Here is a 23832-nt window from a genome sequence, read left to right on the forward strand (position 1 = left end):
AGCGGTTTGCCACCCGGGTGTCACCGGGCCCGTGAAGCGCTCGCGCCCCGTGAAGCCCCCGTGAAAACCCTGTGGAAGTGGTGTCAGTGGTGGCGTTTATGCTGCACCCCGAAGATCACGCGGGACCAGGGGAGGGCGCGGCATGTTCGGCAAGCTGTTCGGTAGGGGTGCGGAGAGACCGGCGGCGGATCCGCATGTCCTTCCCGCGCCACGTCGGCAGAGAAACGGGATGTACACCCTGCGCGCCCTCGGGGACGCTCGGGTGCTCGCCGTGGTGGAGGCCGCCGACGCCCGTGACTGGGAGGCGGTCAAGGCGGCGCTCGCCCTGTTCGATCTCGGTCGCGACCACCTGCTCCTCGGCGAGCTCGCCGAACTGGACCATGTGCAGGAGTGGATCGGCCGGGCCGTCGAGGAGGACAAGGAGCACCGGGCGACCGCCCTGCTGATATCCGGGGCCCGCCACATCAGCTGGGGCTGGGAGGCCCGCACCTCCGATCGTGCCGTGAACGTCACCCAGGACCAGTGGCGTGTCTTCCACGAGCGGCTCCACATCGCGGAGGAACAGCTCCTCGAAGCCGCCGAGTTGCGGCCGGAGTGGATCACGCCGTGGCGCCGCCTCCTCACCTCCGGTCGCGGCATGTCACTCGGGTCCGCCGTCAACGAGACCCGGCGCGACGCCGCCCTGCGCCGCGACCCGCTCGACCTGGAGACCCACCTCGAGTGGGTGTCGCAGTCGCAGCCCCGCTGGGGCGGCGAGCCCGGCCAGGCGCTGGCCTTCGCCCGCGACGCGCTCGCCCGCGCCCCGCAGGGACACCGCCTCGGCTGTGTGATCGCCATGGCCCACATCGAGGACTGGGTCGAGTCGGACCGCGGTGACTGCCTCGAAACCCCCGCGATCCAGGCCGAGTTGCGGCAGGCGGCCGACCACAGCATCCTCCACCCCGCCTACACCTGGCGTCCGGGCTGGCAGAACGACTTCAACATGTTCGCCATGGCCCTGTCGCTGGCCGGTGAGCGCCACACCGTCCGGCGGGTCTTCCAGACCCTGGACGGCGCCTACACCAAGTGGCCCTGGGTCTACTTCGCGGAGCCCGAGAAGCAGTTCGCCCGCCACCACCGCCGCGCCTGACCACCCCCGGCCCAGCGGCCGCCCCCGCCACACGTCGCTCCTCCCACTCCGGACTGCCCGATGACTCTGCCCGAAACCGCCGTAGACCAGGCCGGCGCCGACCGCACCTTCCAGGTGGACCTGCGCGGCCTCGTCGATCTCCTCTCCCACCACCTCTACTCCAGCCCCCGCGTCTATCTGCGCGAACTCCTCCAGAACGCCGTGGACGCGCTGACCGCCCGGCACGGCCTCGAACCGGCCGCGTCCGCCGACGCCTTCGGCATCCGCCTGTACGCCGACGGATCCGTCGTACGCGTCGAGGACGACGGCGTCGGCCTCACCGAGGCCGACGTGCACACCTTCCTCGCCACGATCGGCCGCAGCAGCAAGCGGGCCGACCGGATCGCCGAACAACGCGGTGACTTCATCGGCCAGTTCGGCATCGGCCTGCTCTCCTGCTTCCTGGTCGCGGACGAGATCCACGTACTGAGCCGCTCCGCCCGCACCCCCGACGCCCCCGCCGTGGAGTGGCGAGGACGCGGCGACGGCAGCTACACCGTCCGCACCCTGCCCGCCTCCGCCCGCCCCCGGCCCGGCACCACCGTCACGCTGACCCCGCGCGCCGACGCCGGCGAGTGGACCCGGCCGGCCCAGGTGCACGCGCTCGCCCGCCACTTCGGCTCCCTGCTGCGCCACCCCGTGACCTTCGACGACGGCACGGGCGGCCCCGGCGCGCGGATCAACCCCGAGCCCGCTCCCTGGGCGGGTGCCTACCCCACGCCGGGAGCCCGTTCCCGCGCGCTGGCCGCGTACGGCGAGCAGGTCTTCGGGTTCACCCCGCTGGACACCATCGAGCTGGACCTGCCGGCCGTCGGGCTGAAGGGCATCGCGTGCGTGCTGCCCGAGACGGTGCCGGCCGGGCGCCGGCACGGCCATCGCGTGCACGTCAAGGGCATGCTGCTGTCCGAGCAGGCCGAGGAGATCCTGCCCGACTGGGCGTTCTTCGTGCGCTGCGTCGTCGACGCGGAGAGCCTGCGCCCGACGGCGTCCCGCGAGTCCCTGTACGAGGACGACACCCTGGCCGCCGTCCGCGACGCCCTCGCCGAGCGGCTGCGCGCCTGGATCGCCCGGGCCGCGGCCAGCGACCCGGACCTGCTCGCCCGTTTCCTCCAGGCCCACCACCTGGCCGTGAAGTCGCTCGCGGTGCACGACGACGAGATCCTGCGGATGCTGCTGCCCTGGCTGCCGTTCGAGACCACCGACGGGCACACCACCCTCGACGAGTTCGCGCGCACCCACCGCACCGTGCTCGTCACCTCCAGCGTGGAGGAGTTCCGGCAGGTCGCGGCGATCGCCTCGGCCGCCGGACTCGGCGTCGTCAACGGCGGCTACACCTACGACCGAGAACTGGTCCACCGGCTGCCCGAGATCAGGCCCGAGGCCAGTGTGGCCGACCTCGACCCGGCGACCCTCACCGCCCACCTCGACCCCGTCGACCGGGACACGGAACTGGCCGCCGCGGCCTACCTCGCCCAGGCCCGCGACGCCCTCGCGGTCTTCGACTGCGACGTGGCCCTGCGCACCTTCCAGCCCGCCTCCGCCCCCGCCCTCCTCATCGACAGCCGCGAGGCCCGGCACGAGCGCACCCGCTCCCAGCTCGCCCGTGAGCAGGAAGGCGGTCTGTGGGGCGACATCCTCGGCGCCCTGCGGCAGGAGGCGCCGCGGGCCCAGCTGATCCTCAACCAGCTCAACCCGCTGGTCCGCACCGCCGTCGCCATCGACGAGCCCGAGCTGGCCCGCACCAGCGCCGAAGCCCTGTACGGGCAGGCCGCGATGCTGTCCCGGCGCCCGCTCAGGCCCGCCGAGTCGAGCCTGATCAACCGCTCCTTCCTCGACCTTCTCGCCCACGCCCTCCGCAAGGACAGCTGACGATGCCGACCGCACCCCAGACCACCGACGAGCTGTACCAGGCGCTCCAGGAGAACGACGCACGCCCCTACGGCCGCACCCGCACCGTCACCGCCGAGGAACTCGTCGACGCAGCCGAGCAGTTCGCGGAGCCGCTCCCGCTCGTCCACGCGCTCCTCGAACTTCAGGAGGCCTACACCTACGGCTCCGAACCCCGGAAGTCGCCCGTCGTCTTCGCCCGGCTCCTCACCCTCTTCGACGAGCAGCCCGACGTCTTCGACGACCGCCTGCGCCACCAGCTGTTCTGGCGCTTCAAGTGGGTGGGCCACGCCCTGCGTCAGCTGCCCGAGATACCACTGACCAGCCTGCGCCAGTGGCTGACGGAGATGCGCGACCGGTACGAGAAGGCCGGTCTCGGTCTCCAGCCCTACTACGGACAGGCGTACCAGCTCACCGCCCACGTCGGCGAGGACACCACCCTCGCCTACGAACTGTGGGCGGGCCGCACCCGCACCCGGCTCAGCGACTGCGAGGCCTGCGAGATCTGCGAACGCGCCCTGCACCACCTGGAGGCGGGCGACGACGAGCGGGCGCTGAGCGCCTGGGAGCCCGTCCTGGCCGGGAAGGAGTCCTGCCAGGAGGAGCCGGCCCGCTCGATCTCCTACGCGCTGCTGCCCCTGCTGCGCACCGGCGCCACCGACCGGGCCCGCGAACTGCACCTGGCCGGCTACCGCAGCTGCCGCCGCAACCCCTCGATGTCCCAGGAGGTCGGCCGGCACCTGGAGTTCTGCGCGCTGACCGGCAACGAGGGACGCGGTCTGGAACTGCTCGCCGAGAACCGGAGCATGTTCGACGAGGTCGACTCGCCGCTGGACCAGCTCGGCTTCCTCACCGGTGTCGAGGTCCTCCTCCAGCGCGTCGAGGACCTCGGCCACGGCGAACTGCCCGCCGCCGGATACGCGGGCCGCGTCTGGACCGTGGCCGGCCTGCGTGCCGAGGTGCGCGGCCGCGCCGACGACCTCGCCGCCCGCTTCGACGCACGCAACGGAACCACGGCCCACACCGACCGCCGCACGGCCCGTCTCCGGCGGACCCCGCTGCTGGACGCACTGGAACTGACCCTGCGTACCCGCGGCCTCGAAGACGTCGCCCCGGCCGCCCCGGTCGCCGCGCCCACCTCCCGGACGGCTTCCGTTGTCCCGGACTCCCTGCCCGAACTCATCGTCCGCGCGAGGGAGTTGGACGAACAGGGACATCCGGAGGCACTGACCTGCTGGGCGCGGCTGCGCACCCTCGTCGCCGCGCGCGAGTACGCCCACCCCGACGACCCGGCCGTGGGCACGCTCGTACGGCTGCGCGCGGACCTGCTGGCCGAAGAGGCGAGCCGGGCGGGCGAGAAGGACGAGTACACCGTCGCCGCCGAACTCCACGAGGAGGCCGCGGCCCTGTACGACGACGCCGGAGAACCGGGTCACGCCGCGGTCAGCCGCGCCTGCGCCCTCCTCGCCACCGCCGAACTCCCCGCCGTGGGCGCGGACACGGCCGAGGCGAAGATCGCCGCGCTCACCGCCGCTCACACGTCCATGGTCCGCCTGCACGAGGAGGCGTCCGGCCTCGCCCCGTTCCAGGAGGGACGCCTGCTGCGGCTGCGGGCGACCGCGCTCGGCCTGCGCCTTCAGACCTCGGGCAGCGAGGAGCACGTCGCACCGGTCCTCGCCGAAGTGGACCAGCTGCACGCGTTCGCCACCCGGCACGACCTCGCCGGACAGCTCTCCGGCGCCCTGCTGCTCCGGGCCAGCACCCACGCCATCTCCGGCGACCTGCCCGCCGCCGTCACCGAGATCGACGCGCTCATCGACCAGCTGAGGGCGCACGGCCCCGCCTGGCACCTGCCCCGCACCCTCGGACTGCGCGGCCGCCTCCAGCTAGGCCTCCGGGACGCGCGGGCCGCACACGCCGACCTGGCCGAGGGCGTTCGACTCGCCGCCGAATGGCCGGCCGACGCCATCGACACCAGCCGCCTCCACGGCGATCTGGCCGAGGCCTGTATGCACCTGGGCCGCCCCGACGAGGCCCTGCGGCACCTGACCCGCTCCGCGGAGGTGGAACTGCGCCGCGGCAGCCGCACGGACGCGTTCTGCTCCTACAGCAACGCGGCTCAGCTCAGCCTCGACCTGGGCCGGGTCGAGGACTGCATCGCCCTGCTCGACTCCCTGCTGGCCGAACCGGACGTCACATCCGGTGAGTTGGACGACCGGCTGGTCGCCCAGCTGCGCCTGACCCGAGCCCGCGCACTGCAAGCGGGAGAGGACCTCAAGGCCGCGACGACGGAGTTCGTCGCCCTCGCCGCCGAGTCGGCCGGCTGGGACGACGACCCGGGCAGCCACGCCATGATCGCCGCGGAGACGGCCGTACTCCTCGGCGAGTCCGGCGAGTTCGGCGCCGCCCGCGAGGCCGCGGACCAGGCACTCGCCGCCCACGCCCAGGACCCGCGCTTCGAGCAGCTCAGCAACTGCCTGCGCGAACTCGCCCGGCTCCAGGCCCAGCGGCAGGGCCCCGACGGCCTGGCCGACGCCCTCGGCTACCTCGCCGACGCCGGCCGGATCGCGGACGAGGCCCGCGCCGCCGCGTACGAGGCACGCGGCCGCTCCCTGGACACCGCTCTGGCCTACGAACACGGACGGGTCCACGCCTACGTCGGCGAGTACGAGAAGGCGCTGGCCGCGCTGGAGAAGGCCCTCGCCCTGCTCGGCGAGCCGGGAGAGGAGGACGACCGCGCCGGCGAGTGGGCCGAGTGCGTCCGCCTCGCGGGTGCCGTGGAGGGCATCTACCTGGAACGCCCCGCCCCGGCCCTCACCCGTCTCGACGCGGCGATCGCCCGCCTGACCGCCCTGGGCCACACCGAGGAGACCGAGTCCCTGATCTCCCTGGCGGCCGAGCTGCGCGACGAGGACTGACACGGCGGTGCCGGGGCGACGACCCGCCCCGGCACCGCAACCGCGTTGCCGACGCGTGGTCCTGGGCGTCCGGGAGACGCCCTGCCCCAGGGTGTCAGGTCGACCAGACCACCCCGCCGTTGTGCACGATGACCACCTTCGCGTCGGCGCGCAGGACCAGCTGGGCACCCTCGTGGCCCCAGGTCTGCGAGGCCCAGATGGGACGGTCCTCGGCGTTGTGGATGACCAGGTTGCCGTCCTGCTGGAAGATCGCCCGGTGGTTCGGTCCGAAGGTCATCGAGGCCCAGATGGGCTTGCCCTGCTCGTTGTAGACGACGAGGTTGCCGTCGGTCTGCATCACCATCCGGATGCGGTTGGTGGTCCAGGCCTGGTTGACCTCCAGGACACTGGTCGCGAAGACGGACTCGGTGCTCCAGTTCGGCTTCGGGGTCGCCTTGGGCTTCGGCTTCGGTTCGGGCTTGGTGGTGGGGGAGCTGCTCGGGCTGGGCGGGGGCGCGGCCGGCTGGGGGACGGTGACCTTCGCGGGCGCGCTCTTCTTCGCCTTCTTCGGGGACGGACTGGGCTTCTCGGCCACGTAGTCGTCGAGGGCGGCCGGGGCGGAGGTCGGGTTCAGGACGGTGTCGGAGCCCTCCGCGGCCAGCCCCTTGGCGGAGTCGGGGGGCCCGTCGTCCTTCGCGCTCCCGGCCAGGAACAGCGGTATCGCGATCAGCGCGGCGCCGGCGATCGCGGCTCCCGCCAGGATCGGCTTGCGGGGGCGTCCGCTGCCCACGCCGGTATCGGTCCTGACCCCTGGCGGCGTCGTCCCCACGGCCACCGCCACGGCGACGCGTTCCTCGCGGGTCTCAGCGGTCCCGGCTGCCGACGCCGGGGGTGACGTCGGGGTGGCGGTGTTCTCTCCGGCCGTGGTGGAGCCGGGCTCCGTCCCGGAGGTTCCTGATTCCCCTTCGGCGGCGCCGGACTGCGGTGCGCCGGTGCCCGACCTGGTTCCGTCGGTACCGGACTGCGCCTCGGGGACCGGGACTTGACTCGGTGCCGATTCGTCCGGGCCGGCGGGCGCGGACGGTAACGCGGCCTCCCCTGCGCGGGTGGCGGCCGCCTCCGCGTTCGCGCCGGGGGCGTTGTGCTCGGGGGGCATGCGGTACTCCTCCTCGGTGGCGGAGCTCTCTGTGGTGGGGGGCGGGGTTCGCCCAGTGGCGGCTGGGCGAACACCTGAAGACCCGGCGGGCGTTGGGCGAACGCCGCGCCGAGGTGGGCGGTTCGGCTGCCCGGACAGCCGTCGAGGGCACATGAACCGGCGGGGGCCGAGACCGCACGCCGACCCGACGCCTCTCCGAGCTGCGAGATCCTGTCGTACGGCCCAACTTAGCCCGTCCCCGGGACGATCAGCCGTACGACCCCCTCAACTCTCCCGTCGCTTTGTCCACTCACGCCTCCCTGCTCCCGGAAAGTCCCCGACTCGGGCAGCAAACGGGCACGTTGGGCGGCCGATACGGACGTCGGCTGTCCCGCAACGGGCGGGGCGCGTGTGGCATCCTGGGGCTTCCCGATCTGATCATCGTCGGCGTGCGCGCGTGCCGTCGGCGCCGAAGTAGTCGTACTGACCGAAGAGTTCAGGTGGAGATGCGGCCCGGACAACGCCAAGAGGGCGGGCACGAGGTCCCGTCCGCGGTGCCCGACGGCTCCGTCCCCACCGCCGAGTCACCCCGCGCCGACGACGCCGGGGCCGCCGACACCCCCGAGATACCCGAGGCCGTACGGGCCGCCGCGCGCCGGGCACCCGGCCACTGGATCGGCGTGGTGGACGCGGAGTGGACGCAGGACCGGACGCCGCCGGACTGGGCGGTGCTGGGGGAGTGGCAGTCGGACGGCACCGGCGACGTGGGGGAGTACCGCCCCAACCCGGCATACCGGCCGTCGGCCGGCGTGCTCGGCTGGCCGGAGCCCACCGACCCGGTGGATGCCGCGGCGCAGCGGGCCGCCACCGGCTACGGCTCGGTGGACGAGGCGATCGCTGCGCTCGCGGAGGCGGAGATCACGGTGGTGCGCGGACCGAACGGCGAGCCCCTCACGGCCGCCGGGCTGGACGGGGCACCCGTGGTGCTGTCGTTCACCTCACCGGCACATGAGTTCATGTCCGAGGCACTTCGGCATGACACCGTCCCCGCGCGGGAGTTGGCCCGTTCGCTGCACGGTTCGGACGCGCTGCTGATGGTCAACGCCGGTGCTGCGGCCCCCCTGCTCGTCCCGGCGGACAGCCTTCTCGACCCCGTGCCCGAGGTCCTCGACCCCCTACCCGAACGGGCAGTTGAGCAGGCGGCGGACGCCGGCTCCGAGGACCGGGCCCCCAGCAGTTCTGAACCCTGGCCCCACACCACAGGGAGTACCTCGTGACGCGTTCGGTCCAGCACACCCCGGCCTCCCCGAGGCCGGAGTCCGGTTCCGGCGACGAGGAGACGGCCACTACCGCCGCCGTCGCCCAGCCCCAGCCCGAGACACAGCCCGAGTCACAGCCCGAGGCGGAGCCCGCCGGGGCCGAAGAGGCGACCGCAGGGGCCGAAGCCGCCCCGGCGGTCCGCGCCACCGAACCCGACCCGGAGCCCGAGACCGGCCCCGAGAGTGAGACGGCCCCCCGGGGCCGGCCCGAGACCGAGGCGGAGTCCGAAGCCGACCCCGGCGCGGCCGCGGCGGCCAAGAGCCGGCTGCCCGCACTCGTGCGGACCATGACCGCCACCGCCATCGACCGGCCCCAGGAGCAGAGCGCTCACGTGGGACGGCCGGGCAAGGCGGTGCTGGCCGGAGCGGCGGTCGCCGGCGCACTGCTCGTGTCGGTCCCGTTCCTGGTCCTCACCGGCGGCGACGACAAGGACCCCAAGGCGACACCGGCGGGCGGGACCGTCCTCGGCGGCGGTTCCCAGGAGGCGCCCGGCGACTTCGTGGTGACCGAACCCGATGCCGGCGCCTCGGACGACGGCGACAAGAGCTCCGCCAAGCCCGACAAGCCGGTGAAGCAAGCCCCCGCGGGCAGCGCGACACGCGGTTCGGGCAAGGACACCCCGAAGCAGGACACCGGCGAGAAGGACCGGCCCAAGGGGGACGCGGGGCAGAAGGACCAGCCCGCGAAGTCGGGCGGCGGGAAGACGTCCGGCGGCGGCAGTCCGGCGAACCCCGGCTCCGGCGTGACGTTCAGCGCCCCCGTCTCGCTGCGCAGCCATCTCTCCGGCCGCTGCGTCGACGTACCGAACGCGGACTTCGGCGACGGCAAGAAGCTGTTCGTGTGGGACTGCAACAACGGTGTGGCGCAGAAATGGCAGTTCGCATCCGACGGCACCGTCCGCATCCAGGGCCTGTGCCTGGACGTGGCCAACGCGAACTACAACGACGGCACGCCCATCCAGATCGCCTGGTGCAGTGGCAACGCCGCCCAGAAGTTCGTCCTGAACGAGCGCCACGACCTGGTCAACACGGTCGTCGGCAAGTGCGTCGACATCAAGGACAACAACACGGGCAACGGGGCCTGGCTCCAGCTGTGGACCTGCGCCGGCACCGACAACCAGAAGTGGAGCGTCTGACCACCCGTCAGCCGCCTGACCGGCCGAGAGTGTCGCTCCCGGCACCTGCCCGCCGCGACGGCGAGGCATGATGGCACCAGTCGGCTCGCCGACACGCGCCCCCACCATCGGGGGCGCTCGCTGAAAACGCCCCCCAGCAAGGAGGTTGGTGCGTGTCGCGCCAGGTACTGACGGTCGGTCCCGGGGACCGGGACCGCTACCGGACGATCGGTGAGGCACTCTCGGCTGCCCGTACCGGCGCGCTCATCAGCGTCCGGCCCGGGACGTACGCGGAGAACCTGGTGATCCACACCCGGGTCACCCTCACCGCCGCCGAGGGGCGGGGCACGGTCGAGATCCGGCCGCGTTCGGGAAGCGTGCTCGCGCTGCGCGCCGACGCCGTGATGGTCTCCGAGCTGACCCTGCGCGGTGGCGACGCCGAACTGCCCGCCGTGGACGTGCGGCGCGGACAGGCCGCGCTCGACGGATGCGAGATCGTCGGCGCCGCCTGGACCGCGATCCTGTCCGGCGGCACCGGTTCCCTCGCACTGCGGGAGTGCCGGGTGAGCAACCCGCAGGGCGCGGGCATCGTGGTGACCTCGACCACCCCCACCACCGTGGAGTCCTGCACCTTCGAGCACCTGGGCACCAGCGGGCTGGTCCTGGCCGAACAGGGCGAGGCCCGGATGCGCGGCTGCACGGTGCGCGCCGCCCGCGGCAACGGCCTGCTCGCCAACGGAGAGTCCACCGGCAGCGTCGAGGACTGCGACATCTCCTCCACCGACAAGCCCTCCATCGCCCTGGAGCAGAACTGCTCCCTCACCGTGGTGCGCACCGTGGTCCACGACACCAGTACCGGCGTGCACCTGAGCAGTTCGGGCCGTACGACGCTGGAGGACGTCCGCGTCACCGGCGCCTCCGGGAACGGGATCGCCCTGGCCGGCGGCACCGATCCGGTGCTGCGGCGCTGCCGCGTCTCGCGCACCCGGGGCCACGGCGTGCTGGTCACCGACCGGGCGCGCGGCACCTTCGAGGACTGCTGGGTGGACGGCGCGCAGGGCGCGGCGCTGCGGGTCGCGGGCGCCGCCTCCCCGGCGCTGACCGGCCTGACCGTCCGCGACTGCGACCAGACCGGACTGCTCCTGGAGGAGGACTCGGCGCCGGAGCTGGACCGCCTGGAGGTGATCGGCGGTTCGCCCGCGGTCTCCGTGCGAGGCGGCGCCAACCCCCTGCTGCGCCGGGCCCGGCTGGTGGAGCCCTCCGGAGACGGCATCGTCGCCGGCAAGGACGCCCGCGGCCGCGCCGAGGACTGCGAGATCGTACGGCCGACGGGCGCGGGTGTGCGCGTGGCCTCCGGCAGCACCCTCTACCTGGCCGGCGGCGGGGTCTCCGACACCGCCACCAGCGGTCTGATCGTGGAGGACGGCGGCAACGTCACCGTCCGCGACTTCCGCGTCGAGATATCCGGCGAGGACGGTGTGGTGGTCGCCGCGGGCGGCGAGCTGACCGCCAACCGGACCACCGTGCACGCCCCTCAGGGCCACGGCTTCCTGCTCCGCGAGGGCGCGCTCGCCTCGCTCAGCGGCTGCGAGGTCTCCGGCGGAGCCCAGGACGGCTTCCGGGTGGAGTCCACCGCCCCCGTCTCGCTCGTCAACTGCCTGGCCCGGGAGAACGAGGGCGGCGGCCTGGTGCAGACCGCTCCCGGCGAACGGCTCGCCGTGGACGGCCTCAAGAGCACCGGCAACGGCAAGCGGGACGCCTGGGGCACCGGCAGCGCCGAGAACACCGACCCGGCCGGCTCCGGCGCCGCGGACGGACCCGCACCGGACCGCGTGGACGGTCCGCTCGGCGCCCTCAACGCGCTGATCGGCCTGGAGAACGTCAAGCAGCAGGTCGGCACCCTGGTGAACCTGACCCAGCTCGCCCAGCGCCGCGAGCAGCTCGGCATGTCCGCCCCGCCGATGAGCAGACATCTGATCTTCGCCGGTCCCCCCGGCACCGGCAAGACCACCGTCGCCCGCCTCTACGGCGCGATCCTGGCCGAGCTGGGCTCCCTGCGCAGCGGGCACCTCGTGGAGGTCTCTCGCGCCGACCTGGTCGCGCAGGTCGTCGGCGGCACCGCGATCAAGACCACCGAGACCTTCCAACGGGCCCTCGGCGGAGTGCTGTTCATCGACGAGGCGTACACACTCACCGCGGACAGCGGCAACGGCGGCGCCGACTTCGGCCGCGAGGCCGTGGACACCCTGCTGAAGCTGATGGAGGATCACCGCGACGACGTGGTGGTGGTCGCCGCCGGCTACTCCCGCGAGATGGAGTCCTTCCTCGGCTCCAACCCGGGTCTGGCGTCCCGCTTCTCCCGGACCGTCGAGTTCGAGAACTACTCCGTGCCCGAACTGGTTGCCATCATGGAGAACATGTGCGCCCAGCACCAGTACGAACTGGGCGAGGGCACCGCTGACGCGCTGGCCGCGCACTTCGAGGCGATGCCGAGGGACGCCGGATTCGGCAACGGCCGCGCCGCGCGCGGGGTGTTCGAGGAGATGGTGGACCGCCAGGCGGTCCGGCTCGCCTCCCAGGCCCAGGTCGGCGAGCACGATCTACGGCTGCTGCTGCCCGAGGACGTGTCGGTCACCGCCGCCGCGCGGGCCGCGGAGTCCGGCGTCCCGGCCGACGACCCGCTGACCCGCCTGGGCGACATGATCGGCCTGGCCGAGGTCAAGCGCGATGTCGCGGACCTGGTCAACCTCATCACCACCGCCCGCCACCGGGCCGCAGCGGGACTGCCGGTGCCCTCGCTCAGCCACCACCTGGTCTTCACCGGCCCGCCCGGCACCGGCAAGACCACCGTCGCCCGCCTCTACGGCGAGATCCTGACCCAGCTCGGCATCCTGCAACGCGGCCAGTTGGTGGAGGCGGCCCGCGCCGACCTGGTCGGCCGCTACATCGGCCACACCGCCCAGCTCACCCGCGAGGTCTTCGAACGAGCCCGGGGCGGTGTGCTGTTCATCGACGAGGCCTACACCCTCACCCCGCAGGGCGGCGGCGCCGACTTCGGCCAGGAGGCGGTGGACACCCTGCTGAAGCTGATGGAGGACCACCGCGACGAGGTGGTCGTCATCGTCGCCGGCTACACCGACGAGATGGAGCGCTTCCTCGCCTCCAACCCGGGGTTGTCCTCCCGTTTCCCGCGCCGGATCACCTTCGCCGACTACTCCTCCGAGGAACTGGTCACCATCGTGCGCGCACAGGCCACGAGCATGGGCTACGAGTGCGGGCCCGGCACCGGCCCGGTGCTCAAGTCGTACTTCGAGGCGCTGCCCCGGGACCGTTCGTTCGGCAACGCGCGGCTGGCCCGGCAGGTCGTCGAGTCGATGGTCACCCGCCAGGCGGGGCGGCTCAGTTCGCTCGCCGCGCCCACCCTGGACGACCTGCGCATCCTCCTTCCCGAGGACGTCGTGGTCGCGGCCCCGAAGGCGGCCGGACTGTGAGGCCGCCCGCCCACGGGGCCGCCCGTCTGCTGTCGGGCGCCGGTCTCGCCGCCGCGCTGCTGCTGCCCACGGCCGTCACGGCTCATACGGCGCCCCACGCGGGACTGCCGTCGGCCGACGGGGCCAAGGGCCAGGAACTTCCCGCGATGCCCTCCACCCTGGACGCGGACGCGGCCTGCACCGCCGCCTCCCGGGCGAAGGCGAAGAAGCAGGACTGGTCGCGCCAGCGCCTCGATCTGGACCGGCTGCACGGGCAAGGCACCGGATCGGGCGTGACGGTCGCCCTGATCGACACCGGCGTCGCCCCCGACGCCGCCGGCCTCGCCGGTCGGGTCACCGCCGACGGCACGGCAGCCGACGACTGCGTCGGGCACGGCACCTACCTGGCCGGACTGGTCGCCGGGGACGGCGCGACCCTCGCCGGGGTCGCCCCGGGCGCGAGGATCCTGGCCCTGCGCGGCACCGACACCCGAGGAGAGGCGAGCGCCCAACTGGTCGCGAACGCCGTACGCGAGGCCACCGGTGCCGGGGCCGAGGTGATCGCGGTCACGGTGGCCCTGCCACGCCGGGACACGGACCTGACCCGTGCGGTCGCCGACGCCCGACGCGCCGGCGCCGTCGTGGTCGCCGCGGCCACCCCGGACCCGCCGTCCCGCGCCGGCACCGACGAGATCCCGTCCCGCGTGTACTGGCCGGCCGGTGAACCCGGCGTCCTCTCCGTCGCCGACATGCTCCCCGGCGGCCTCCGCCCGGACCGCTCCCTGCCCACCACGGGCATCGACCTGGCCGCACCCGGCGCCGGGGTGGTCTCCGGGGGCCCGCGCGGTGACGGCCACTACCTGGGCGCCGGCGCGTCGGTGGCCACGGCCTACGCCGCCGGGGCCGCCGCCGTGGTCCGCGCCGCGTACCCGGACGACTCACCCGACGCCGTCGCGGCCCGTCTCACGGCCACCGCCTACCCCGCCGACATCCCTCAACTGGACGCGTACGCCGCCGTGACCACGGTCCTCGGAGGCTCGGGAACATCCGCCGACCCACCGCGCGCCTCGGAAGCCGTGGCGGTCCGCGACACCGCCACCGCCGACCGGGCCGTAGGCCGCGCCACCCTCTTCGTCCTCCTCGGCTCCGCCGCCGTACTCACGGTCCTGTGGGCCGCCTTCATCCTTCCCCGGGCGCGCGCTCGGGGCTGGCGCCCGGCGCGGGCGGCTGGGGCGGGCGAGGACTGAGCCCCGCCCCTGGGGGCGGGGACGGGGGAGTGTGCCCGGTGCGGGCGCTGACGGCCGGGTGCCGGGCGGCGGGGGTCAGCAGCTGACCCCCGCCGCGTATCTCACCGACCGAGCAGGACCGCGGGGTTGTCCGCCTCGGCGAGGCAGCCCGCAAGCCCGCGGCGGGGCCACCAGTCGACCCCCGCCGCGTAGCTCACCGTCCCGTCCGCTCAGCTCTCCTGACCGCGCCCCTGCTCCACCAGCGCCGTCTGCATCAGCCGGGACTTGCGGCGGGCGATGTGGAGGGCGCGGCCCGGTGGGAGGTTGACGGGCTTGGCGTTGCCGAAGAGGCGGCCTTCGGTGGGCGGGCAGGAGAGCAGGATCGCGGGGTTGTTCGCCTCGTCCAGGCGGCGGATGAGGGCGTCGCTCAGACCCCGGCCCGCGCCCATCGCGCTGCGGGCGACGATCACGTGCAGGCCCATCTCGAAGCCCAGGGTCAGATGCTCGAAGAGCGGCTCGAAGGGGCTCTGGAATGAGTTGCCGGAGACCATGTCGTAGTCGTCGACCAGGATGAACAGGCGCGGGCCGGTCCACCAGTCGCACTTGCGCATCCGGGCGGGGGCGATGTCCGCGCCGGGCACGCGGGTCTTCAGCGCGCGGGCCGCGCCATCGACCGTCTCCGTCAGGTTGTCCAGGGAGATCACGTGCCCGATGCGGTACTCCTCGGGGATGGCGTCCACCAGCGTGCGCCGGTAGTCCACCGCGATGATCTTCGCCTCGTTGGGGGCGTACCGGGCGGTGATGCCCTCGGTGACCCGGCGCAGCAGGTTGGTCTTGCCGCTCTCCGTGTCGCCGACCACGATCAGGTGCGGGGTGCGGCTGAAGTCGTGCCACACCGGCTCCAGGGCGTCCTGGTCGATGCCGAGCGGCAGACGCATGCCGCCGCCCTCGGTGGTCTCGGGCGCGGGGAGTTCGGCCAGCGGCAGCCGGTGCGGCAGCATCCGCACCTGCGGGGCGGCCGGGCCGGACCAGTGCCGGGCGATCTCGCCGACCAGGTGGGCGACGCCGTCGCCGAGGTCTTCCAGGGAGCCGCTGCCGTCCAGGCGTGGCAGGCCGGCCAGGAAGTGCATCTTGCTGTCGGCGGTGATGCCCCGGCCACCGCTGCGCGGCACCGAGCGGGCCTTGCGGGTGTCGATCTCCGAGTCCATCGGGTCACCCATCCGCAACTCCAGGCGGGTCGCGGCCTGATCGCGGACCTGCGCGGACAACTCCACCCAGCGGGTGGTGGTGATGAGCAGATGGATACCGTAGTTGAGGCCACGGGCGGCGAGTTCATTGAACTTCGGGACCAGCTCGTCGTAGTCCTGACGGACCGTGGACCAGCCGTCGACCACCATGAACACATCGCCGAACGGCTCGTCGGGGAACTCCCCGGCGGCCCGGCGACGGCGGTAGGACTGCATGGAGTCGAGGGTGTGGTCGACGAAGAACTGCTCCCGCCGGGCGAGCAGCGTCATCACCTCGGCGACGGCCCGGTGCACCCGCTCCGGGTTCAGCCGCGCCGCGACCCCGCCGACGTGGGGGAGCCCGGCGAGCTGGGAGAGGCCACCGCCGCCGAAGTCGAGGCAGTAGAACTGGATCTCGGCCGGCGTGTGGGTGAGGGCGAGGCCGGCGATCAGGGTGCGGGCGAGCGTGGACTTGCCGCTCTGCGAGCCGCCCGCGATGGCCACATGGCCGCCGGCCCCCGAGAGGTCCACGACCAGCGGGTCCCGGCGCTGATCGAACGGCTTGTCCACCAGGCCGACCGGGACCCGCAGCCTGCCGGTGCCGGACCAGCCGGCCGCGGTGAGACCGCGCTCCGGGTCGGGGGCGATACCGGGCAGCAGGGCGTCCAGCGGGGACGGCTCGTCCAGCGGCGGCAGCCACACCTGGTGGGCGGCCGGGCCCGAGTCGCGCAGCCGGTCCAGGGCCACGTCGAGCAGGGTCTCCTCGTCGCCTGTCTCCTCCGGCTCCGGGGCGGGCGTCGGGTCGAGGGTGCGCGGCACCACCCAGCCGCTGGTCCACGGCACGACCTGGCTGGCCACCCGGGCCTGCACCACGGCGCCGGTGCGGCGGCGGTACGTACCGGAGGAGTAGGCGGCGCGGAACCGGGTCAGGGCCTCCACGCCCGACTTCAGATAGCCGCTGCCGGGCTGGGCCGGCAGCTCGTAGGCGTCCGGCACACCCAGCACACCCCGGCTCTCCATGGCGGAGAAGGTGCGCAGGCCGACCCGGTACGACAGATGGCTCTCCAACTGGTGCATCCGGCCCTCGTCCAGGCGCTGCGACGCCAGCAGCAGGTGCACGCCCAGGGAGCGGCCGAGGCGGCCGATCATGACGAACAGGTCCATGAACTCCCGGTGCGCGGAGAGCAGTTCGCTGAACTCGTCGACCACCACGAACAGGCTCGGCAGCGGCGTGAGGTCGGCACCGGCGGCGCGGGCGCGCTCGTACTCCAGGGCGGAGGTGTAGTTGCCTGCCGCGCGCAACAGCTCCTGGCGGCGGATGAGTTCGCCGTGCAGGGCGTCCTGCATGCGCTCCACCAGGGCGACTTCGTCGGCGAGGTTGGTGATGACGGCGGAGGTGTGCGGGAGTTCCTCCAGACCGAGGAAGGTCGCGCCGCCCTTGAAGTCGACCAGGACGAAGTTCAGCGTCTCGGAGGAGTTCGTCAACGCGAGACCGAGGACCAGGGTGCGCAGCAGCTCGCTCTTGCCGGAACCGGTCGCGCCGATCAGCATGCCGTGCGGACCCATGCCGCCCTGCGCGGACTCCTTGATGTCCAGTTCCACGGGGCGGCCGTCCACGCCGACCGCGATCGGCACCCGCAGCCGGGCGGAGCCGGTGTGCCTCGCGAACAGGGCCTTGGTGTCGTGCCGGTGCAGGTCGGGGATGCCGAGCAGGGTGGTCAGCTCCACGTCGCTGTCCAGCGGCTGCGCGATGTCGCTGCCCAGGCTGATCCGGCGGGAGGCGAGGAGCCGGGCCAGCGACTCCGCGCCGAGCGGCCCGAGCCGGTCCGGGCGGCCGAGCGGCACCGAGCGCTCCTTGCGGCTGCGGTCGGTGCGCACCAGGCTCACCCGGTCCGGCCCGACGGTCAGCCGCAGCGTGTTGCGGCCGGGGCGCCAGCGCAGCGCGCCGGAGACGTCCAGGACCACGGCGTTGCGGTAGCCGTGGCCCTCCCAGCGGTGGCCCTCGGGGACGGTGATGCCGTCCAGGACGACGACGGTGTAGGGCTCGTCACGGCCCGGCCGGGCGTCCGGGTCGAACCCGGGGCGTTCGGCGAACTCGGCGCCCAGCAGGTCGTCCAGTTCGGTGAGGTCGGCGGTGATCCGGCGGACCTGACCCGCGCCGTCCTCCTCGTACGGGTGCAGTGCGTGCGGCAGCCACTTGACCCACTCCCAGTCCGCCCGCCGCTCGTCGCTGACGCAGAGGGCGATCCACAGCTCCTCGGGAGCGTGGAACACGGCGAGCTGGCCGAGCGCGGCGCGCACCAGGGCGCGCACCGCGTCGACGGCGGGGTCGGTGCCCTCGGCCGGGCCGCCGGCGCTCTCCTCGCCGGTCGTCTCCTCGGGGCGCACCATGACCCGCGCCGAGGACCGCAGATAGAGCCCGAGGGGCTGCTCGGGGATGGTCGAGTAGGCGCGGATGAAGCGGCGCAGAGCGTGGGCGCACAGCGGTTCGAGGTCCTCCACCGGACGCGTGGAGACCGGGTTCAGGGTGAGGGCGAGCTGCTGCTCGCCGACCGCGAGCCGGACCTCGCCGAAGTCCTCGTCGGCCGGGCGGCGTTCCCACAGCCGTGAGGTGCGGGCCAGCGAGCGGAGCGACGCGGGCTCGGGGTGACGCCAGGCGAGCGCGCGCTGCTGCTCCACGATGGTGGACCTCACCCGTTTGCGGGTCTGCGCCAGATAGCGGAGGTAGTCCCGGCGTTCGCCCTTCAGACGCTGCTTGCGCTCGCTGGAGCGGCGCATCAGCTGGCCCAGCAGCATGGCGGCGGCGGACAGCGCCATGACGCCCATCGCCAAATACATGAAGACGCCGTTGCCGCCGCCCGGGCGCAGGAACATCAGCATCATGGACACCGACATCAGCGCCATCGGCAAATAGGTCCATATCGCCGAGGTGTCGGGCACCGTCTCGGCGAGGACCGGCGGTTCCTGAAGGGTCAATTGCCCTTCGGGCATCTCGGGTCCGCGCCTGCGGGCCGGCCGGCGAAACAGCACCACACTCAAGGAACAGAACCTCCGGTTTCACTGGCTTTCCGGCCCGCGCCGAATACCGGCACCCCGGTAGCGGGAAAGACCGCACCGCGCTCATTTTCCGGGGGTCCGGGTACGCGGTGAACGCCGGATGAATGTTGGGAGCGGAAAGCGGGGAACGGTCAAGTCCCCCACCATTCAACTGCATACCGGACAAGGAGCCCGGTCCCCAGCACGATCCGGCGGGCCTAGGCAGTAGTCTGCATTCACGAAACGCGACCTGTCCACGCGGGAGAGGTGGTTGCCGGGCACACGGACCCAATTCCCCTGCCCGACCCCCCTGTTCTGGCTGCCGCGTACCCTCCGTACTCTTCGCACTGCCCCGGTCCCGGGGAAGTCCTCCTGTCAAACCCCCCACGGAAGACGAGAGTTCAGCTGATGACCGACAGCGCGGTGGCCGAACTGTGCCGCCTGACCGTACGCGCGCCGAGCGTCTCCGTCGATCTGGCCGTGCCCGCCGACGTCCCCGTCGCCGATCTGCTGCCCACGCTGCTGCGCTACGTCGGCGAGGAGGCGGAGGAGGCTGGACTCGACCATGCCGGCTGGGCGCTTCAGCGGCTCGGTGACGCCCCGCTGGACGAGGAGACCACCCTCGCGCGGGCCGGGCTCGCCGACGGGGACGTGCTCTATCTGCGCCCGCACACCGAGGCGCTGCCCGAGGCACGGCTCGACGACCTGGTGGACGGGATAGCCGACACCGCGGGCCGCAAGCTGCACACCTGGCACCCGGAGGCGGCCCGCGGACTGCTGGTGGGCGCCACGGTGGCCACCGTCGCGGCCGCCCTGGTGCTGGTCTTCCGGCCGGGGGTGGCCGGCTCCGGCTCCGTGCGGGCCGCCTGCGCGGCCGTGGCGGGCGTGCTGCTGCTCGCGGGCGCCGGCACCGCCAGCCGCGCGGTCGGCGACCGTCTCTCCGCGACGGCGCTCGGCCTGCTGGTCGCTCCCTGCCTGGCCCTGGCCGGCTGGGTGCTGCCCGGCGGTGATCTGACCGGCCCGGACGCGGCACGGGTCGCGGGTGCGCGACTGCTGGCGGCGGGAGCGGCGGGAGCGGGCGGCGCCGTCCTGGCGCTGGCCGCCACCGCCGTCGGCGCCCCGGCCCTGCTGGCCACCGCCGTCGTGTCGGTGGCCACCGCGATCGCCGGGGCCCTGATCGGCTACACGGACCTGGACGTGCCGGCCGCGGCCGCCCTCGTGGCGACGGTGGTCGCCCTCGCGGCCGGGACGGTCGCACCGTTCGCGTTCAAGCTGGCCGGGATGCGAATGCCCGCCCTGCCCTCCTCGGCCGGCCAGCTCCAGGAGGGCATCGAGCCCTACGCGGGCGACGAGGTCGCCGAGCGCACCGAGCTGGCCGGACGCTGGGTCACCGCGCTGTTCGGCGTCACCGGCGTCATCGCGGCAGCCGCCCTGGTCGTTCTCGCCGAACACCCCGACCTGCCCGAGGTGCTGACCGCGCTCGCACTGAGCCTGCTGCTGCTTCTGCACTCCCGCGGGCTGGTCCACATCGGGCAGCGGCTGACCCTGGCGGTGCCGGGGATCTGGGGGCTGCTGCTGCTCGCCCGCGCCTGGGCGGTGGACAGCGACGGCGACGGGCGCCTGGTGGTCTTCGCGGTGCTGCTCGGCGCCGCCGCCGCACTGGTGATCGCCGCCTGGACGGTGCCCGGACGCCGGATGCTGCCGTACTGGGGTCGCGCGGCGGAGATGGCCCACACCGGCCTCGCCGTGGCGCTGCTGCCGCTCAGCCTGTGGGTGGCGGGACTCTTCGGCTGGCTGCGCGGCCTGTTCGGCTGAGCACCGGCGCGGAGCCGAACGCACCCGCACCGCGGCAAGAGAACGAGTAGGAGAGGCCGTGCAGTCCAAACGCGACCAGGTACACGCCCACAGTTTCATGATGGGCAGGCTCAGTTCGGGCCTGCTCATGGCCGACCCGGACGCCCCGGAGAGCCCGCTCGGGCGCACCACCCGCGGAGTGGCCTTCGGTGTCCTGGTCACCGTCCTGATCGGCGCGGGCACCACGGTGTACGGCCTGCTGCGCCCCGGCGGGAACGACGCCTGGCGCGACGGTGCCCACCTGGTGGTCAACCGCGACACCGGCGCCCGCTATGTGTGGACCGACACCGACGGCGTGCTGCACCCGGTGCGCAACTACGCCTCGGCCCGGCTGATCGGCGGCTCCGACCTGGAGACCGTGGACGTCGGCACCGCTTCGCTCCGGGACGTCCCGGTGGGCGCCCCCGCGGGCATCCCCGGCGCCCCCGACACCGTGCCCGAACCCGGCCAACTCGACGCCGACGCCTGGCACATGTGCGTGACCGGGCCGGAGGGTGCGCTGCCGGACACCTCCGGCGCCGTGGCGAGCACCGGGGTGGAGGAGCCGGGCGCGACCACCGTGGTGGCCGGGGCGCCGCTGGACTCCCGTGGGATCGGCGGCGACCGGGCCGTACTGGTACGCGGGCCGGACGGCACCGAGTACCTGGTGTGGCGGGGCAGCAGGCTGCCGCTGGACAAGGAGTCGGACGCCCGGAACGCCCTCGGCTACGGTTCCGAGCGGCCCATGCCGGTCTCCGCGGCGTTCCTCGACGCGCTGGCCCCCGGCCCCGTCCTCAAGCCGCCCACGGTGACGGGCCGCGGTGAGGAAGGCCCCGAGCTCGGCGGTGAGGCCAGCAGGATCGGCCAGCTGTTCAAGGTCAGTGTCCCTGGCGGCGACAGCACGTACCACCTGCTGACGCAGGACGGCCTGGTGCCGCTGACCCGGCTCGGCGCCGCCCTGGTGCTGGGCGACCCGGCCACCCAGCAGGACGCCTACCAGGGGCGCTCGCCCGAGGTGCGCACGGTCGGCGCCGACGCGCTGCGCGAACACCGGGCCACCGACGACGGTGCCACCGCGTCCACGGAACTGCCGGACGCGCCGCCCGTGCCGCAGTCCGCCCCGGCCGGCACCGCGCTCTGCGCGCAGGTGGACGGCGACGACGGTGGCGTCCGGATCAGGTCGGTCCTGGTGTCGCTGGACCGGCTCACCCCCGTCGCGGTGTCGCAGGGCACCGCCCAGCCGCTGCGGGCGGCCTGTGTCCCGACCGACGCCACCGTGGTCCGGCCCGGCCGGGGCGCCCTGGTGCGGGCCCTGCACGCCAGTGGCGCCGCGCACGCGGGAACGACCTATCTGGTGGCGGAGAACGGCGTCAAGTACCGCGTCTCCACGAAGGATTCACTGGCCGCCCTCGGGTACGGGACCTCGGACATCGGCTCCGTCCCGGCGCCGCTGCTCGCGACCCTCCCGACCGGAGCGGACCTCGACCCGGCCGCCGCCTCGGGCACCGCCGAGCCCAAGGTGACGGCTCCGCAGTGCGCCGGCACCCCCGAGCGTGGGCGGGACGAGGCGAGCTCCGCGAAGGACAAGGCGGACACCTCGCAGTGATCACGGCAAGGGGTGCATTCGACACCGATGAAAAGGAAAAGGGCGGCCCAGCATAAGTATTGAGCCAAACTCGGTTCCGGCCGCGTGAAGTACGTGGAGCAATCAGCGGAAGGGATGCGGCGGGAACCTCAGAGAAAGCTCAGATTTACCGGCCGGCCGTGCCCGCGGAATCCGCTCAGGCGCCTGCATTGCCGGATACGGCTCTGCGCGCTGCCCGTTCGCCTTCCAGGCGTGCCCGCTTTCCGCCCGCCTCGCGATGGCGGGCGGGCGGTGCGCTCCGCTGTGCCCGGCCGGCCGGGCAGGCCTGTTCATTTCGCTGAAACCTCACCACAACTCCCGTGCTACGCAGGAATTCTGGGGTGAGCTGACTGAAGCTCAAATCTTCCCTGCGTGCGTTGCGCGGAACACCGGATTCTCTTTAGCCTCGGCTGGCAACGTGCCGGACAGACCCGAACGAAGGGAGCGCGACATGGCGGACAGTGCCGCGAGGAAAGCGGACTATGCCAAGGGCTTGGGGGGTGTCTCCTCCCTGGAGTCGGCCCGGAACCAGGTCGAGAAGATCCAGAACAACGTCGGCGAGATCGCGGCGCGTTCCGGCGTCGGCGGCGACGAGGGCCAGGCCCTGCTGAAGCTCTTCCGCAGCTGGAACGCCGAGGCGCAGAAGGTCGTCATCCAGATCAGCAAGATGGTCGACGCGCTCCAGGAGAACGTGACCTCCGCCAACCGCCTGGCGCAGGAGAACCAGGACCTGACCGAGGTCCTCAACAGCAAGACCAGCCAGGGCGTCTTCGAAGCACTGCGCTGACCCGACCGGCAGCACCGGCCCTGTCACGGCGAGGCCGGACCCCTGAGCTTCCCGGGCCCAGACGCCCGGCCGTCCGAGAGGAGACGTCATGGCCGACGGCATCATCGACGTGCAGTACCCCGTGGTCCGCAACGCCATCGAGGAGTTGATGGCCCAGACCCAGCAGATCATCACGACCCTGAACAACCTGGAGGACGAGCTGAAGCCGCTCGTCAGCTCCTGGGAGGGCTCGGACCAGGAGACCTACCGTCAGGTCCAGGCGGAGTGGGACCAGGCCACCAAGAACATGGCCCAGCTCCTCGGCGACAACGGCGAACTGATCCAGACCATCCACGACAACCACTCCCGTGACGAGCGCAAGAGCGCCGACAACTGGGGGAACGTGCGGGCCCGTTAGGGCACTGCCGGAGTTTCCGCTCGTCGAGGGCCCGGCGACGCGGCCGGGCCGACGGGTGAGGTGTCCCCGCGAGGCCGTGCCGGACATCGTGGAGCGGGCGGGAACCTCCGGACCGGCCCGGTGCCCCCGTGCGGCACTCGGGCCCGCCGGCCCGGCCGTCGCCCGTGCAGAGGGCGCCGGCGGGCCCCGTATCCCCGTCCGGCACCGAGCGGCAGGAGAGCGTCATGGCCGGTGAGAAAGCCGACGTCAAGCATTTCGACCTCAAGCAGATGGAGAACTTCCGGGACAACGAGGTGCAGCCGGTCCACACCGCCGCGAAGAAGCACAAGGAGGAGGGCGACGGGTCCCACATCCGCCCGCTCGGCCACCTCATCGACGGGCACACCACACCGGACAACCTCGCCCAGGACAAGCAGCTCCTGCGGATCGGCAGGATGGTCACCGAGCCCCTGGTCTCGGGCCCGACGTTGATCAAGGACATCCGCACCGCGGCCGAGGCCATCGACAAGCTGCTCGGTGACCAGATGGACCTCTTCAAGGAGTTGAAGGAGGCCCTCACCGAGACCATCGAAGAGGCCAACAAGACCAAGGACAAGAACCTCGACGCCATCGACGCCCAGACGCTGCTCCAGACCTTCGACGAGGTCGACACCCTGACCGCCGGCGGCACCGGCGATCCGGACGACGAGTCCTGACCAACCGAGTAGAAAGG

The 23832-nt window shown here is 73.1% G+C and carries 14 protein-coding genes; 12 read left to right on the plus strand and 2 right to left on the minus strand.

Translation table 11 applies throughout. The features are described 5' to 3' along the window. Nucleotides 1-142: 142 nt before the first annotated feature. From ACIQWG_RS02930 to ACIQWG_RS02940, 3 genes are read left to right on the plus strand one after another with little or no spacing between them, the layout of a single operon-like run. The gene (locus ACIQWG_RS02930; protein ID WP_404089528.1) at nucleotides 143-1129 is read left to right on the plus strand and encodes a hypothetical protein; all 987 of its coding nucleotides are present in this window, start codon (nucleotides 143-145) and stop codon (nucleotides 1127-1129) included. Between the two features lie 60 nt (nucleotides 1130-1189). Then, nucleotides 1190-3037 (plus strand): HSP90 family protein, encoded by a 1848-nt coding sequence (locus ACIQWG_RS02935; protein ID WP_404089529.1) that lies wholly within the window; start codon nucleotides 1190-1192, stop codon nucleotides 3035-3037. A 2-nt stretch (nucleotides 3038-3039) separates the two neighbouring features. Then, complete coding sequence (locus ACIQWG_RS02940; protein WP_404089531.1) at nucleotides 3040-5973, plus strand: hypothetical protein; 2934 nt, start codon at nucleotides 3040-3042, stop codon at nucleotides 5971-5973. 94 nt (nucleotides 5974-6067) lie between these two features. Here the strand turns inward: ACIQWG_RS02940 and ACIQWG_RS02945 are convergent, their stop codons facing one another. Continuing rightward, on the minus strand, nucleotides 6068-7108 hold the full coding sequence (locus ACIQWG_RS02945; protein WP_404089533.1) for a mannose-binding protein: 1041 nt from the start codon (nucleotides 7106-7108) through the stop codon (nucleotides 6068-6070). A 479-nt stretch (nucleotides 7109-7587) separates the two neighbouring features. Between ACIQWG_RS02945 and ACIQWG_RS02950 the strand changes: the two genes are divergently transcribed. From ACIQWG_RS02950 to ACIQWG_RS02965, 4 genes are all read left to right on the plus strand, one after another. Then, a complete protein-coding gene (locus ACIQWG_RS02950; RefSeq protein ID WP_404089534.1) occupies nucleotides 7588-8364 on the plus strand; it encodes a type VII secretion system-associated protein in 777 nt (258 codons plus the stop codon). Further along, nucleotides 8361-9542 (plus strand): ricin-type beta-trefoil lectin domain protein, encoded by a 1182-nt coding sequence (locus tag ACIQWG_RS02955; RefSeq protein WP_404089536.1) that lies wholly within the window; start codon nucleotides 8361-8363, stop codon nucleotides 9540-9542. Before ACIQWG_RS02950 ends, ACIQWG_RS02955 begins: the two co-directional genes overlap by 4 nt. A 152-nt stretch (nucleotides 9543-9694) precedes the next feature. Beyond that, nucleotides 9695-13012 (plus strand): right-handed parallel beta-helix repeat-containing protein, encoded by a 3318-nt coding sequence (locus ACIQWG_RS02960; RefSeq protein WP_404089538.1) that lies wholly within the window; start codon nucleotides 9695-9697, stop codon nucleotides 13010-13012. Beyond that, nucleotides 13009-14238, plus strand: a complete 1230-nt coding sequence (locus ACIQWG_RS02965; protein WP_404089540.1) for a S8 family serine peptidase — start codon at nucleotides 13009-13011, stop codon at nucleotides 14236-14238. The genes ACIQWG_RS02960 and ACIQWG_RS02965 overlap by 4 nt, the downstream gene beginning before the upstream one ends. Nucleotides 14239-14447: 209 nt before the next feature. Here ACIQWG_RS02965 and eccCa read toward each other — a convergent pair whose 3' ends face one another. Continuing rightward, nucleotides 14448-18434 (minus strand): type VII secretion protein EccCa, encoded by a 3987-nt coding sequence (gene eccCa / locus ACIQWG_RS02970; protein ID WP_404089542.1) that lies wholly within the window; start codon nucleotides 18432-18434, stop codon nucleotides 14448-14450. A gap of 453 nt (nucleotides 18435-18887) precedes the next feature. On the opposite strand from eccCa, the gene eccD reads away from it, so the two are divergent. From eccD to ACIQWG_RS02995, 5 genes are all read left to right on the plus strand, one after another. Then, the gene (eccD, locus tag ACIQWG_RS02975; RefSeq protein ID WP_404089544.1) at nucleotides 18888-20294 is read left to right on the plus strand and encodes a type VII secretion integral membrane protein EccD; all 1407 of its coding nucleotides are present in this window, start codon (nucleotides 18888-18890) and stop codon (nucleotides 20292-20294) included. A gap of 58 nt (nucleotides 20295-20352) precedes the next feature. Further along, complete coding sequence (eccB, locus tag ACIQWG_RS02980; RefSeq protein ID WP_404089545.1) at nucleotides 20353-21918, plus strand: type VII secretion protein EccB; 1566 nt, start codon at nucleotides 20353-20355, stop codon at nucleotides 21916-21918. Between the two features lie 469 nt (nucleotides 21919-22387). Continuing rightward, nucleotides 22388-22723 carry a hypothetical protein gene (locus ACIQWG_RS02985; protein WP_404089547.1) on the plus strand — a complete coding sequence of 112 codons (336 nt, stop codon included), beginning with the start codon at nucleotides 22388-22390 and terminating at the stop codon, nucleotides 22721-22723. Between the two features lie 88 nt (nucleotides 22724-22811). After that, entirely contained in the window at nucleotides 22812-23120 is a 309-nt protein-coding gene (locus ACIQWG_RS02990) for a WXG100 family type VII secretion target (protein WP_126900176.1), read from the plus strand. A gap of 224 nt (nucleotides 23121-23344) precedes the next feature. After that, nucleotides 23345-23815, plus strand: coding sequence for a type VII secretion system-associated protein (locus ACIQWG_RS02995; RefSeq protein WP_404089549.1), 471 nt, complete (start codon nucleotides 23345-23347; stop codon nucleotides 23813-23815). Nucleotides 23816-23832 lie beyond the last annotated feature (17 nt).

The organism is Streptomyces sp. NPDC098781 (assembly GCF_044759995.1).
In the GTDB taxonomy this organism is placed as follows: Bacteria; Actinomycetota; Actinomycetes; order Streptomycetales; family Streptomycetaceae; genus Streptomyces.